We start from the raw sequence: 14,002 nt of genomic DNA, 5'->3' as shown, positions 1-14,002 counted from the left end.
CCGCCTGAGGGCGGTCAGCGGTTTGCGGTGGTGACGGGGGAGGTGACGCCGCCGAGGGACACCCAGGCGACGGCGTCCTGGCTCTCGCGCTTGATGAACACGTAGCCGGTCTTGTGCCAGGGCAGGATCGCGCTGGTCTTGTTGTCGAGCACGAGGTCGCCCCGGTCGGTGATGAGGGTGAGCACCGCGTGGCCCTCGCCCTTCTCGTCGATCACCACGGTCATGCGCATCGCCCGCCGCGGCAGCCCGGCCTCGGCCAGCAGGTGGCGCTTGAGCAGTTGGAAGTCCTCGCAGTCGCCGATGCCGTCCTCGGCCAGGTCCCAGCGGTCGGCCACGTGCAGGTGCTCCTGGTCTGTCATCGGCTCGACCGCCTTGTTGACCCGCCGGTTCACCGACACGATCGTCGCCCAGGTCGACGGCGTCAGGCTGATCCGCGCCGGCTCGCTGCGGTCCACCGCGCATTCGGCCGCGTAGGACTGGCAGAACGTCACCCACGCGGCGATCGGACGGGCCTCCCCCTGAACCCGCGCCCCAGCCTCGTTCGGAAGGCTCGCCAGCGTCTGAGCCTGCGCGGTGGCGGCGAGGCCGAGCAGCGCCGCCGCACCGGCCATCATCCCCCGAACCGTCCTGATCAGCCCCGCGCCCATCGAACCCGTCCCCGTTGTTGAGGACAGGATTGCGCCGCAGAGCCTCCGCGGCGCTGAAAGCGATGCGCGCAATTTTACCGATTCGCCGGCCGGCCTCGGGTCATGCGCGACAGCGTCGACGGGTGGCTTGAGAAGCCCGGCAAATCCGCGCCGTCGGCTTCGGGAAACGGAAACCTTGAGGGTTCGTTCAAGGGCCGAGGAGCTTCACGAAGGCGACGCCGGCTCCGAAGAAGGCAGCACCAGCCGTCGTCCCGGCCAGGGCGACCTGCCAAGGAGCGAGCGCCCGGTCCCGCTCAAGCTTCGCAGCTTCGGCCATCAACGTCTTCTGCTCAGCGACGAATTTGTGTGACTCGTCCATCGCACGGAAAACCCGTGTGATCTGCCCAGCAAGATCGAGAGAGTCCGGAGCAGAAGTCTCGGCCATCGGCACCGATTCTCAAGCGTCCCGATCCTTATGATCGGAGCGCCCCGCGACACGACGGGAAGAGTTGCCTTCTCACCCCGCCGTCTGGTCGAGCTTGCGCTCCGCCTCGCCCTTCAGCTCGGGGAAATCCGCCTGCGTGTAGGCCCGGCCGCGATACGGATCGTTGGTGACGCCCTCGTGCTCCAGGCGGCGCAGCTGAACCCGGCGGATCTTGCCCGAGATCGTCTTGGGCAGGTCGGTGACGAATTCGAGCCCGCGCAGGCGCTTGAAGGTCGCGAGCCGCGCGTTGGTGAAGCGGAAGATGTCGAGCGCCGTCTCGGGTCCGGCGGCGGCGCCCGCCACCAGGGAGACGAAGGCCTTCGGGATCGTGTGGCGCATCGGGTCGGGCACCGGGACGACCGCCGCCTCGGCCACGGCCGGGTGCTCGATCAGCACGCTCTCCAGCTCGAAGGGGCTGATCCGGTAGCCCGATGACTTGAACACGTCGTCGGCCCGGCCCACGAAGGTGAAGCAGCCCTCCTGGTCGACGAAGGCTACGTCGCCGGTGTGATAGAGGTCGCCGTCGGCGCCCGAGAGGCGGCCCTGGCCGTCGTCGTAGCCCTGCATCAGCCCGGCGGGGCGGTGCGCCCCGAGTTCCAGGCAGACCTCGCCCTCGGAGGCCGGCTGTCCGTCGAGGTCGAGGACGCGCACCCGGTAGCCCGGCAGGGGCCGGCCGAGCGCCCCCGGCACCACGGGCTGGCCCGGCGTGTTGGCCATGAGCGCCGTGGTCTCGGTCTGGCCGTAGCCGTCGCGGATCGTGAGGCCCCAGGCGCCCTTCACCCGCTCGATCACCTCGGGGTTCAACGGCTCGCCGGCCGCGCAGACCTCGCGCAGGGCGAGGTTCCGGCCGGTGAGATCCTCCTGGATGATCATGCGCCACACGGTCGGCGGGGCGCAGAGCGTGGTGGCGCCGGTGCGCTCCAGCTGCGCCAGCAGGGCGGCGGCGTTGAACGGCGCCTGGTTGATGACCAGGATCGTCGCCCCCGCGTTCCAGGGGGCGAAGAACGACGACCACGCGTGCTTGGCCCAGCCCGGCGAGGAGACGTTGCAGTGCACGTCCCCGGGCTGCAGCCCGAGCCAGTACATCGTCGAGAGCGCGCCCACCGGGTAGGAGCGATGGCTGTGGCGGACGAGCTTCGGCTTCGCGGTGGTGCCGGAGGTGAAGTAGAGGAGCATCGGGTCGTCGGCCCCGGTCGGGCCGTCGGGCGCGAAGGTCCCGGGCGCGGCGAACGCCGCGTCGTAGGCGGCCCAGCCCTCCGCGGCGGCCCCGGTGACGAGGCGGATGGCATCCCCCATGTCGAGGCCGGAGAACCGTGCGATCTGCTCCGGCCCGGCCACGATCGCCCGCGGGCGCCCGCGGGCGAGGCGGTCGGCGAGCTCGTCGGCGGTGAGCAGCGTGGTCGCCGGGATGATCACGGCGCCGAGCTTCATCGCCGCCAGCATGGTCTCCCAGAGGGCGGGGACGTTGCCGAGCAGCAGGAGCAGGTGGTCGCCGCGCTTCAGGCCGAGCTGCCGCAGGTGGTTGGCCACCTGATTGGACCGGGTCGCCAGCGCACCGAAGGTGAGGCTCTGCTCGGCACCGCTGCCGGCCTCGATGATCCGGAGCGCGGCGCGATCACGGCTTTCGGGGCCAGCCAGCACCGCGTCGAACCAGTCGAGCGCCCAGTTGAACGGCACCGGATCGGGCCACGCGAAGGCCGAGACGGCGGCCGCGTAATCGGTGCGGTGGGCCAGCAGCAGATCGCGGGCCTCGCGGAAGCTCGGCATGGTCGTTCCCCCTTCGTCTTGTTCGACCGTCCCGACCGCGTGTGTCAGGTCGGGATCAGATCCTCACCAGCCTCGCCGCACGCGAGGCTCTGAACCATCGCTGCATGGAATCCGCGGATCCGGTCGGCGATCAGGCCGACACTCGCGGTGTTGCGGGTGAAATCGTCGGCGTTCAGCGTGATCAGGCCCGCGGTGTAGCCCGCCTCGTTGTGCTCGAACGGGTCGGCGTAGAGCCACGTCCACCAGTCTCGGACCGGGATCAGGCTGGCGCAGGGCTTGACCCGCAGCGCTGCCAGGAACCGGAAACGGCGCGCCAGCTCCTTCCGCCAGACCGCCCGCGTCTCCGGTGCCACGTCGAAGGCCAGCAGCTTCACGAGGTGCTCGTTGATGGTCTCCTCGCGGCCCCGCGCCTTCTGGGCGACGATCGCGCGCGGGAAGGCCATCTCGAACCGCAATTCCGAATCGTGGTCCAGCACATCCATCGCGTGTTGACCGTTCAGGTGTTCTCGAACCGGGGCGGCCGCTTCTCCACGAAGGCGGCCATGCCCTCCTTCTGGTCCTTGGTGGCGAACATGGCATGGAACACCCGCCGCTCGAAGCGGATGCCTTCGGCGAGCGTGGTCTCGTAGGAGCGGTTGACCGCCTCCTTGGTCATCATGGCGATCGGCAGCGACATCGACGCGATCGTCTCGGCCGCCTTCATCGCCTCGTCGAGGAGCTGGTCGGCGGCGATGACCCGGGAGACCAGCCCGGCGCGCTCGGCCTCGGCGGCATCCATCATCCGGCCGGTGAGGCACATCTCCATGGCCTTGGCCTTGCCGACGAAGCGGGTGAGCCGCTGGCTGCCGCCGATCCCCGGCATCACGCCGAGCTTGATCTCGGGCTGGCCGAACTGCGCGGTCTCGGCGGCCAGGATGATGTCGCACATCATGGCGAGCTCGCAGCCGCCGCCGAGGGCGTAGCCCGCCACCGCCGCGATGATCGGCTTGCGCACGGCAACGAACCGATCCCAGTCGCCGAACCGGTCGCCCGCGTACATCTCCGCGTAGGTGGCGTGCTGCATCTCCTTGATGTCGGCGCCGGCCGCGAAGGCCTTGGCCGAACCCGTCAGCACGATGCAGCCGATCCCGGGATCCGCATCGGCCTCGGTCGCGGCCCGGATCACCTCGCGGGTGAGTTGCGCGTTGATGGCGTTGAGCGCCTTCGGCCGGTTGAGGGTGACGAGGAGGACGCGGCCGCGCGTCTCCGTCAGGATCGTCTCGTACGGCTCGCTCACGACTCGCCTCCCTGGCCGCGGAGCATACGGATGATCGCGGAAAAGTCCTCTCCCCCGTGGCCCGCGCCCTCGAACAATCCGTAGACCTGCGCGGCCTCCGCGCCGAGGGGCGTCGCGGCGCCCGCGGCGAGCGCGGCGGCCTGGGCCAGGCGGAGATCCTTGAGCATCAGCGCGGCGGCGAAGCCCGGCTTGTAGCCGGTGTTGGCCGGCGAGGTCGGCACGGGACCCGGTACCGGGCAGTAGGTGGTGAGCGACCAGCACTGGCCGGAGGAGACCGAGGCCACGTCGTAGAGCGCCTGATGCGACAGGCCGAGCTTCTCGCCGAGCGCGAAGGCCTCGCAGACGCCGATCATCGAGATGCCGAGGATCATGTTGTTGCAGATCTTGGCCGCCTGGCCGGCGCCGGCGTCACCGCAATGGAACACGTTCTTGCCCATGGCCTTGAGCAGCGGCTCGGCCCGCGAGAACGCCGCCGCGCCGCCGCCGGCCATGAAGGTCAGCGTCCCGGCCTTCGCGCCGCCGGTCCCGCCCGAGACCGGCGCATCGACCGACGGGCAACCCCGCGCCTCGGCGAGGGCGTGGGCCGTGCGGGCGCTCTCGACGTCCACCGTCGACGAATCAATCAGAAGGGTGCCGGCCGGCAGGGCCTCGGCGAGCTGCGTCCAGACCTCGACCACGTGCCGCCCGGCGGGCAGCATGGTGATCACGGTGTCCGCCCCCTCGGCCGCCGCCAGGGCCGAGCCCGCCACCGTGACGCCCTCGGCGCGGGCGGCCTCAAGCGAGGCCGGCGCGAGGTCGAACCCGCGCACGGTGTGTCCCGCCTTCACGAGGTTGGCCGCCATGGGGCCGCCCATGTTGCCGAGACCGATGAAACCGATGGTCTGCGCCATCCCGTCCTCCCTTGATTGTTGTTGCTCGCGTCTCCCACCCGCGCCCTCATCCTGAGGGTAGACCGAATCCCCCATGCGCTCTCCCTCCCCCCTCTGCGGGGGAGGGTGGCCCATGCGTCAGCAGGGGTCGGGTCGGGACGTAGTCCCGCAAGAGGGGAACCCGGCTTCAGAAGAAGTCGCGACCGGCATGAGGGGCAGCGCCTTGTTCTGCACTGTCGCTCCCCTCTCCCGACCCCCTTCGGGGGCCACCCTCCCCCGCAAAGGGGGGAGGGAGGGTGCGGATGGGAAAAAGCGAAGCTTCATCACACCGCCGCCGTCCGCGACTCCGAGAACACCGGCGCCGCCCGCCTCTCCAGCCATCGGGCGATCCGCGCCGGATCGACCGCGTCGAGGGTCGGCGGGTTCCAGCGCGGGCTCTTGTCCTTGTCGATCACCGCGGCGCGGATGCCCTCGCGGAAATCGCCCTCGTCCAGCAGCGCCAGGGAGGCATGGAACTCCCGCTCCAGACAGGCCTCCAGGTTCGGCGCGCCGCGGCCGAGGCGCAGGAGGCACAGCGTCAGCACGAGGCTCGACGGGGCCTTGGTCAGCAGGGTCTCCCGGGTCGCGGCGGCGAAATCCGAGCCGTCCTCCGCGAGGGCCGACAGGATCTCGTCCACCATGTCGAAGCCGAAGCAGCGGTCGATGACGGCCCGGTGCTGCGCCAGAGGCGGCGGATCCGGATCCTGCGCGAAGCGCGCGATCACGTCCCGCACGCCCTCGTCGCCGGCATCCGGCGGCAGGGCCGAGAGGGCGCCGATCAGATCGGGCAGGGCCGCGGAGGCCACCATCGCGTCGGCGAGCCGGCAAAACAGCGCGTCGGCGGCGCCGGCCGGCGCGCCGGTCAGGCCGAGATAGGTGCCGGTCTCGCCCGGCGCCCGGGGCAGCAGCCATGTCCCGCCGACATCCGGCAGGTAGCCGATGCCGGTCTCCGGCATGGCGATGCGCGACCGCTCGGTGACGATCCGGTGGGCGGCATGACCGGAAATCCCGACGCCGCCGCCCATGGTGATGCCGTCCATCACCGCCACGAACGGCTTCTCGTACGCGGCGATGCGGGCATTTAGCCTGTACTCGTCCCGCCAGAAGGCTTCCGCGAAGGCGGTGCCCCGGCTCTCGTAGAGGCCGCGGAGGTCGCCGCCGGCGCAGAGGCCGCGCTCACCCTCGCCGGTGAGCAACACCGCCGCGACGTCCGGATCCGCCGCGAACCGATCGAGGGCGCGGTCGATCTCGCCGACCATGCCGTGGGTCAGGGCGTTCAGGGCCTTCGGCCGGTCGAGGCGCAGGCGCCCGAGGGCGCCGGCCCGCTCGACGATCACCTCGCTCATCGGCGCCCCCCGGTCAGCGCGCGGGCGATGATCACCCGCATGATCTCGTTGGTGCCCTCCAGGATCTGATGGACGCGCAGATCCCGGACGATTTTTTCGACGCCGTACTCCGCCAGATAGCCGTAACCGCCGTGCAGCTGGAGCGCCTGGTTGGCGACCTCGAAGGCGGCGTCCGTGACGTGGCGCTTGGCCATGGCGCAGAGCTGGGTCGCGGCCGGGTCCTTCGCGTCGAGGGCGGCGGCCGCGTGGCGCAGGAAGGTGCGCGACACCTCCAGGCTGGTCGCCATGTCGGCGAGGCGGAACTGCAGCGCCTGGAAATCGGTGAGCTTCGCCCCGAAGGCGCGCCGGTCGCCCATATAGGCCAGCGCTCTGTCGAGGGCCGCCTGCGCGCCGCCCAGCGAGCAGGCCGCGATGTTGAGCCGGCCCCCGTCGAGGCCGCTCATGGCGATGCGGAAGCCCTGGCCCTCCGCGCCGAGGCGATTGGCCACCGGCACCCGGCAGCCGTCGAAGCGCACCGCGCAGGTCGGCTGGGCGTTCCAGCCCATCTTCCGCTCGTCGGCGCCGAAGGAGAGGCCGGGCGTGCCCGTCTCGACCACGATCGCCGAGATGCCCGCCGGACCGGCCTCGCCGGTACGGACCATGCAGACGTAGAGGTCGCTGGCGCCGGCGCCCGAGATGAACTGCTTCTCGCCGGAGAGCACGTAATGGTCGCCGTCCCGCTCGGCGCGGGTGCGGAGCGCCGCCGCGTCGGAGCCCGAGCCCGGCTCGGTGAGGCAGTAGCTGGCGATACGCTCCATCCCCATGAGCGACGGGAGCCAGCGCCGGCGCTGCGCGTCGTCGCCGTAGGCGTCGATCATCCAGGCGCACATGTTGTGGATTGACAGGAACGCCGCCACGGTCGGGCAGCCGGTGCTCAGCGCCTCGAAGATCAGGGTCGCGTCGAGGCGCGACAGGCCGGAGCCGCCGACATCCTCGCGGACGTAGATGCCCGCCATGCCGAGGGCGGCGGCCGCCCGAAGGGTCTCCACCGGGAACGTCTTGTCGCGGTCCCAGTCGAGGGCGTGCGGCGCGATGTGCTCGGCCGCGAAGCCGAGGGCCATCTCGCGGATCGCGGTCCGGTCCTCGTCGAGCCCGAAACGCATGGGCGTGGCTCCAAAGGTCAGACGGAACTTCCTCCCCCCCTGCGGGGGAGGGTGGCCCCTGCGTCAGCAGGGGTCGGGAGAGGGGAACCCGGATTCCGAGAAGGGCGCGACCATCATGAAGGCCTCAGCCTGATCCTGGACGGTCGCTCCCCTCTCCCGCCCTGCATCCTCAGGGCACCCTCCCCCGCAGAGGGGGGAGGGAGAACCGGCGTGCTACCGCATCGTCGGGATGGAGAACTCCGCCCCGCTCTTGATGCCGCTCGGCCAGCGCTGCGTCACGGTCTTGGTCTTCGTGTAGAACCGGATCGAGTCCGGCCCGTGCTGGTTCAGGTCGCCGAAGCCCGAGCGCTTCCAGCCGCCGAAGGTGTGGTACGCGATCGGAACCGGGATCGGCACGTTCACGCCGACCATGCCGACGTTCACCCGCGCGGTGAAGTCGCGGGCCGCGTCGCCGTCCTGCGTGAAGATCGCGACGCCGTTGCCGTACTGGTGGGTCGAGGGCAGCGCCAGCGCCTCCTCGTAATTCTGCGCCCGCACCACCGAGAGCACGGGGCCGAAGATTTCCTCCTTGTAGATCGTCATGTCGGGGGTCACGCGGTCGAACAGCGAGCCGCCCATGTAGAAGCCGTTCTCGTAGCCCTGGAGCTTGAAGCCGCGGCCGTCGACGGCGAGTTGCGCGCCCTCGGCAACGCCCTTGTCGATGTAGCTCGCGACCTTCTGCACGGCCTCCCGGGTGACGAGCGGGCCGTAATCGGCCGAGCCGTCGTGCGAGGGTCCGATCTTGAGCGACTCGACCCGCGGGACCAGCTTCTCCATCAGGCGGTCGGCGGTCTGCTCGCCCACCGGCACCGCCACCGAGATCGCCATGCAGCGCTCGCCGGCCGAGCCGTAGCCGGCACCGATCAGCGCGTCGACCGCCTGGCCCATGTCGGCGTCCGGCATGATGATCATGTGGTTCTTGGCGCCGCCGAAGCATTGGGCGCGCTTGCCCGTCTCGGCGGCGCGCACGTAGATGTACTCGGCGATGTGCGAGGAGCCGACGAAGCCCACCGCCTTGATGTCCTCGTCGTCGAGGATCGCGTCGACCGCCTCTTTGTCGCCGTTCACGACGTTGAGGATGCCCGGCGGCAGGCCGGCCTCCAGGAAGATCTCGGCGATTCGGATCGGCACGCTCGGGTCGCGCTCGGACGGCTTCAGGATGAAGGCGTTGCCGCACGCGATCGCCGGGGCGCATTTCCACAGCGGGATCATGGCGGGGAAGTTGAACGGCGTGATGCCGGCGACCACGCCGAGCGGCTGGCGCAGGGAGTAGACGTCGATGCCCGGGCCGGCGCCCTCGGTGTACTCGCCCTTGAGCAGGTGCGGGATGCCGCAGGCGAACTCCACGACCTCGACGCCGCGCTGAATGTCGCCCTTGGCGTCCGGCACGGTCTTGCCGTGCTCGGAGGCGAGGAGCTCGGCGAGCGAATCGTTCTCGGCGCGGATGAGTTCGAGGAAGCGCATCATCACCCGGGCGCGCTTCTGCGGGTTGGTGGCCGCCCAGGCGGGCTGGGCTTCCCTGGCGTTCTCGACCGCGGCGCGGAGTTCCGCCTTGCTGGCCAGCGCGACTCTAGCCTGGACCTCGCCGGTCGAGGGGTGGAACACGTCGGCGAACCGACCGCTCTCGCCGCCGACGTTCCGGCCGCCGATGTAGTGCCCGATCGTGCGCATGCGCGCCTCCCTATGAAGTTCGATTTTGGCGCACCCTAACAGGATCGCTTGAGCGATAAAGCCGGATGCGCTTACACCCGTCGTGCATCGATGCACAGCGGGAGTGCGGCCATGGCCAGGACCGGGCCCAACTGGGACGATCTCCGCTTCTTCCTCGCGGTCGCACGAACCGGGACCCTCAGCGCCGCGGCCGCACGCACCGGGACCGAGCACACGACGGTCGGCCGGCGGATCCGGGCCTTGGAAGAGGGTCTCGGCGCCCGCCTGTTCCACCGCAGCAACCTCGGCTACGCGCTCACCGAGGACGGCGCGAACCTGCTGGGCGTGGCCGAGACCATGGAGAGCGCGTTCCTCTCGGCCAGCGCCGCCACCGAGGCCGCCCAGGCGGTGTCGGGCACGGTGCGGATCGGCGCGCCGGACGGGTTCGGCAGCGTCTTCCTCGCGCCCCGGATGCACCGGCTGACCGCCCGCCACCCGGAACTGGAGGTGGAGATCATGGCCACCGCCCGAATCTTCAGCCTGTCGAAGCGGGAAGCGGACATCGTAATCAGCCTCTCCGGCCCGCAGCAGGCGCGGGTGGTGGCGCGCCGGCTCACCGACTACCGGCTATTCGTCTACGGGGCCGAAGGCTACCTCGCCGCGGCGGCACCGATCGCGGAGATCTCGGACCTGCCGGCCCATCCGTTCGTCGGCTACATCGAGGACATGCTGTTCACCCGCGAGCTGAACTACCTCGGGGCGCTCGGCCCCGCGGTCTCGGCCCGGCTGCGGTCCACCAACCTGCTCGCCCAGGTCCACGCGACGCTCGGCGGCGCCGGCCTGTGCATCCTGCCGGCCTTCATCGCGGTGGCCCATCCCGGGCTGGTTCCGGTGCTGCCGGAGGCGGTCTCGCTGACGCGCTCGTTCCACATGCACATTCACGAGGATCACCGGAAGGCGGCCCATATCCGCGCGGTGGCGGGGTTCATCGCCGCCGAAGTGAAGGCAGCGGGGGCGCTGTTCGCCGGGCCGGCGGTGTCAGCGACGGCGGTTTCGCGGGAACCGGCGGCGCCCTAAGATCGGTTCGCTCCGGCAGGTTCACGACTCGCGCCGGGTAGGAGAAGCAAGCAATGGTCGCCTCGATCGCCCTGCCCCGGCTGATGCGCGTCGGCGCCGGCGCCTCGCGGCTCCTGCCGGAGGTGCTCGGCCAGCTCGGCCTGTCGCGGCCCTTCGTGGTCACCGATCCCTACCTCGCCGGCAGCGGCCGCACCGACACGCTGCTCGAGCGGCTGACCAAGGCCGGCGCGCAGGCGACGATCTTCTCCGAGACCGTGCCGGACCCGACCGTCGCCTCGGTGGAGGCGGCGCTCGCCGCCCTCAAGGCGGGCGATTTCGACTGCGTGGTCGGCTTCGGCGGCGGCAGTCCGATGGACACTGCCAAGGCCGTGGCCGTGCTGGCGCGACACGGCGGCCAGATGCGCGACTACAAGGCGCCGCGCCAGCAGGACGAGCCGGGCCTGCCGATCGTGGCGATCCCCACGACCGCCGGCACCGGCTCGGAGGCGACCCGCTTCACCATCGTCACCGACGAGGCCTCGGACGAGAAGATGCTCTGCATCGGCCTCGCCTACCTGCCGGTGGCGGCTCTGGTCGATTACGAATTGACGCTCACCAAGCCCAGCCGGCTCACCGCCGATACCGGCATCGACGCGCTGACCCACGCCGTCGAGGCCTATGTCTCGCGCAAGTCGAACCTTTTCTCGGACGGGCTGGCGCTCCAGGCGATGCGGCTGATCGCCCCGAACCTGCGCCGGGTCTGGACCGACCCGGGCGACCGGGCGGCCCGCGAGGCGATGATGCTCGGCGCCACCCAGGCCGGCATCGCCTTCTCGAACGCCTCGGTGGCTCTGGTCCACGGCATGAGCCGGCCGATCGGCGCCCATTTCCATGTGGCCCACGGGCTGTCGAACGCGATGCTGCTTCCGACGGTGACAGCCTTCTCGGCCCCGGCCGCCATCGATCGCTACGCCGCCTGCGCCCGCGCCATGACGATCGCCGGACCGGACACCGACGATCGATCCGCGGTCTCCGCCCTGGTGCGGGAGCTGGAGGCGCTCAACGACGATCTCGATGTGCCGGGCCCGAAGGAATACGGGATCGACCCGGCCCGCTGGGAGGCGCTGCTTCCCACCATGGCGGCCCAGGCGCTGGCGTCAGGCTCGCCGGCCAACAACCCGATCGAGCCGAGCGCCGAGGAGATCGTGGCGCTGTATCGGCGCGTCTGGGCGGGGTGATCGAAGTCTTCAACGCGCCATCGTCTTTGCGAGCGGGGCGAAGCGATCCAGCGGCACGACGGTCAACGTAGTCGCGCTGTTCTGGCTCACTTCGCTGCGCGCGCGATGACGGAGGGGCGTCCGCGCCCCTCCCGCCGCTCCTACTTCGCCGCCGTCAGCGGGCAGCCGCTCTCTGCCGGGGACGCGAAGGCTTCCTTGCCGGGGACCGTCGAGATCAACTTGTACAGGTCCCACTCGCCCTTCGACTCGGCGGGCTTCTTGACCTCGAACAGGTACATGTCGTGCACCATACGGCCGTTCGGCTGCACGATCCCGCCATGCGCGAAGACGTCGTCCACCGGCAGCGCCTTCAGCTTGGCGTTGACCGCATCGGTCTCGTCGGTGCCTGCCGCCTTCACGGCCTTCAGGTAGGATAGGACCGCCGAGTAGGTGCCGGCTTGGATCATGTTGGGCATCCGGCCGGTGCGCTTCATGTAGCGCTGGCCGAAGGCCCGGGTCTCGTCGTTGGCGTCCCAGTACCAGCCCTCGGTGAGCGTCAGGCCCTGCGCCACCTTGAGGCCGAGCCCGTGCACCTCCGAGAGGGTGAACAGCAGCGCCGCGATCTTCTGGCCGCCCTCGACGATGCCGTACTCCGCCGCTTGCTTGATCGCGTTCGAGGTGTCGAGCCCGGCATTGGCGAGACCGATCACCTTGGCCTTGGAGCCCTGCGCCTGAAGCAGGAACGAGGAGAAGTCCTGGTTCGCGAGCGGGTGCCGGACGCTGCCCACCACCTTGCCGCCGTTGGCGAGCACAACCTTGCTGGTATCGGCCTCCAGGGCCGAGCCGAATGCATAGTCGGCGGTGAGGAAGTACCACGTGTTCCCGCCCGCCCGGGTCAGCGCGCCGCCGGTGCCCACCGCCAGCGCCCGCGTGTCGAACGCCCAGTGGTAGCCGTAGGGCGAGCACGCCTTGCCGGTGAGGTCGCTGGTCGCGGCCCCGGTGGTGATGGTGATCTTCTTCTTCTCCTTGGACAGGCCCTGGACCGCCAGCGCCACCGAGGAAGTGGTCAGCTCCATGATCGCGTCGACATTGTCGCGGTCGTACCATTGCCGGGCGATCGCCGAGGCGATGTCGGGCTTGTTCTGGTGATCGGCCGTCAGGATCTCGATCGGCACGCTGCCGATCTTGCCGCCCATGTCCTCCACCGCCATGCGGGCGGCCTCCACCGAGCCCTGGCCGCCGTACTCGGCGTAGAGGCCGGACTGGTCGTTGAGGACGCCGATGCGCACGGCGTTGCCCGAGAACGCGTCCCCGCCGCCCTGCGCGGCCGCGCCGAACGCCGTCCCCGCGAAGGCCGCCGCCAGAATCGCGCCGCCGAATGTCCTGATCATATCTCCCCCCGGTTCGCCCGAGCGCCCGCTTCTGAGGCGGTTCCGGCGGCACGATAGATCACGAAGGGGTGAGAGGCCACGGCCAGGCTCGGGCGAACGCTGAAGGTTTGCATGCATTGTGACGCGCGGCGCGCGAGGCGGGCTCGCCTGCGGCCCCGAGACGATCCGTTTCCGGACCAGCCAGACGCGGCGAGGTTATAATAGCTTAACCATAATTACACGAATCCCCGGGCAGGTTCGGGTCATGGACGGCACTTCTGCCGTCTCTGGCGCGTGTTCATGCGATGAAACCAGCCCGTCTCGCCGTCCTCGGCATCGCCCTCGCGGCGGGCAGCGGAGCGGCCTTCCTGATGAGTGGCGGCGATCCGCCACCGACGCCGCCGCCCCCCCGGGCCGAGGCACCGCCGGCACCCGTCACCGAGGTGCTCGTGGCCGGCGCCGACCTGCCCATGGGGCACGTGCTGCAGGCCGCGGACCTCCGCTGGCAGGCTTGGCCGGACGGCGCCATGGCGGCGGGCTACTTGTCGCGCAAGACCAATCCCAAGGCGCTTGATGAGACGGTGGGCGCCTCCGTCCGCTCGGCCTTCCTGGCGGGCGAACCAATTCGCGCACAGAAGCTCGTGCGGCCGGAGAGCGGGTTCATGGCGGCGATCCTGCCGCCCGGGATGCGCGCGGTCGCCATCGTCACCGACAGCCGCGGCACGAACTCGGCTGGCGGCTTCATCCTGCCCAACGACCGCGTCGACGTGATCCGCACCTTCCGCGACGAGACCAGCTCGCGGGCCAGCAATTCCGAGGTGCAGCTTTCTCAGACGATCCTGACCGACATCCGCGTCCTCGCGATCGGTCAGCTCATCCAGGAGAAGAACGGCACCAACGTCGTCACCGGCGAGACCGCGACTCTCGCGGTCACGCCCGCCCAGGCCGAGACCCTGGCGCTCGCCCAGAAGGTGGGCGCCCTGTCGCTGGCGCTGCGCAGCCTCGCCGATGCAGGGCAGCCCGATGCTGCGCTGCAGGCCGACGCGTCCCGGGCGCAGACGCCCGACTCCGCACTGACCGTGGTGCGCTTCGGCGTCGCGCGGCAGCAGACGCCGTGATCC

General features: G+C 70.5%; 13 protein-coding genes. 3 read left to right on the top strand and 10 right to left on the bottom strand.

All coding sequences use genetic code 11. The annotated features are described in order from the left end of the window. Window positions 1-14: 14 nt before the first annotated feature. The 9 genes from ACLBX9_RS05220 to ACLBX9_RS05180 form a co-directional block, all read right to left on the bottom strand. Complete coding sequence (locus ACLBX9_RS05220; RefSeq protein ID WP_447718163.1) at window positions 15-614, bottom strand: transglutaminase-like cysteine peptidase; 600 nt, start codon at window positions 612-614, stop codon at window positions 15-17. A 220-nt stretch (window positions 615-834) separates the two neighbouring features. After that, the gene (locus ACLBX9_RS05215) at window positions 835-963 is read right to left on the bottom strand and encodes a hypothetical protein (RefSeq protein ID WP_447718162.1); all 129 of its coding nucleotides are present in this window, start codon (window positions 961-963) and stop codon (window positions 835-837) included. A 180-nt stretch (window positions 964-1,143) separates the two neighbouring features. Next, on the bottom strand, window positions 1,144-2,877 hold the full coding sequence (locus tag ACLBX9_RS05210; protein WP_447718161.1) for an AMP-binding protein: 1,734 nt from the start codon (window positions 2,875-2,877) through the stop codon (window positions 1,144-1,146). A gap of 44 nt (window positions 2,878-2,921) precedes the next feature. After that, window positions 2,922-3,359, bottom strand: coding sequence for a hypothetical protein (locus ACLBX9_RS05205; protein ID WP_447718160.1), 438 nt, complete (start codon window positions 3,357-3,359; stop codon window positions 2,922-2,924). Window positions 3,360-3,373: 14 nt separating this feature from the next. Next, complete coding sequence (locus ACLBX9_RS05200) at window positions 3,374-4,153, bottom strand: enoyl-CoA hydratase (protein ID WP_447718159.1); 780 nt, start codon at window positions 4,151-4,153, stop codon at window positions 3,374-3,376. Continuing rightward, on the bottom strand, window positions 4,150-5,043 hold the full coding sequence (mmsB, locus tag ACLBX9_RS05195) for a 3-hydroxyisobutyrate dehydrogenase (RefSeq protein ID WP_447718158.1): 894 nt from the start codon (window positions 5,041-5,043) through the stop codon (window positions 4,150-4,152). Before mmsB ends, ACLBX9_RS05200 begins: the two co-directional genes overlap by 4 nt. Window positions 5,044-5,345: 302 nt before the next feature. Further along, window positions 5,346-6,407 carry an enoyl-CoA hydratase/isomerase family protein gene (locus tag ACLBX9_RS05190; RefSeq protein ID WP_447718157.1) on the bottom strand — a complete coding sequence of 354 codons (1,062 nt, stop codon included), beginning with the start codon at window positions 6,405-6,407 and terminating at the stop codon, window positions 5,346-5,348. Next, entirely contained in the window at window positions 6,404-7,549 is a 1,146-nt protein-coding gene (locus ACLBX9_RS05185) for an isobutyryl-CoA dehydrogenase (protein ID WP_447718156.1), read from the bottom strand. Before ACLBX9_RS05185 ends, ACLBX9_RS05190 begins: the two co-directional genes overlap by 4 nt. Before the next feature lie 213 nt (window positions 7,550-7,762). Then, a complete protein-coding gene (locus ACLBX9_RS05180) occupies window positions 7,763-9,259 on the bottom strand; it encodes a CoA-acylating methylmalonate-semialdehyde dehydrogenase (RefSeq protein ID WP_447718155.1) in 1,497 nt (498 codons plus the stop codon). 111 nt (window positions 9,260-9,370) lie between these two features. On the opposite strand from ACLBX9_RS05180, the gene ACLBX9_RS05175 reads away from it, so the two are divergent. After that, the gene (locus ACLBX9_RS05175; protein WP_051072324.1) at window positions 9,371-10,315 is read left to right on the top strand and encodes a LysR family transcriptional regulator; all 945 of its coding nucleotides are present in this window, start codon (window positions 9,371-9,373) and stop codon (window positions 10,313-10,315) included. A 53-nt stretch (window positions 10,316-10,368) separates the two neighbouring features. Continuing rightward, on the top strand, window positions 10,369-11,532 hold the full coding sequence (locus ACLBX9_RS05170) for an iron-containing alcohol dehydrogenase (protein ID WP_447718154.1): 1,164 nt from the start codon (window positions 10,369-10,371) through the stop codon (window positions 11,530-11,532). Window positions 11,533-11,672: 140 nt separating this feature from the next. Here the strand turns inward: ACLBX9_RS05170 and ACLBX9_RS05165 are convergent, their stop codons facing one another. Continuing rightward, on the bottom strand, window positions 11,673-12,902 hold the full coding sequence (locus ACLBX9_RS05165) for an ABC transporter substrate-binding protein (RefSeq protein ID WP_447718153.1): 1,230 nt from the start codon (window positions 12,900-12,902) through the stop codon (window positions 11,673-11,675). Between the two features lie 284 nt (window positions 12,903-13,186). On the opposite strand from ACLBX9_RS05165, the gene cpaB reads away from it, so the two are divergent. Further along, on the top strand, window positions 13,187-13,999 hold the full coding sequence (cpaB, locus tag ACLBX9_RS05160) for a Flp pilus assembly protein CpaB (protein ID WP_010687410.1): 813 nt from the start codon (window positions 13,187-13,189) through the stop codon (window positions 13,997-13,999). Window positions 14,000-14,002 lie beyond the last annotated feature (3 nt).

Source organism: Methylobacterium sp. A49B (genome assembly GCF_053346215.1).
Note: the sequence above shows the minus strand (reverse complement) of the source record. Positions and strands in the feature narration are given on the sequence as shown.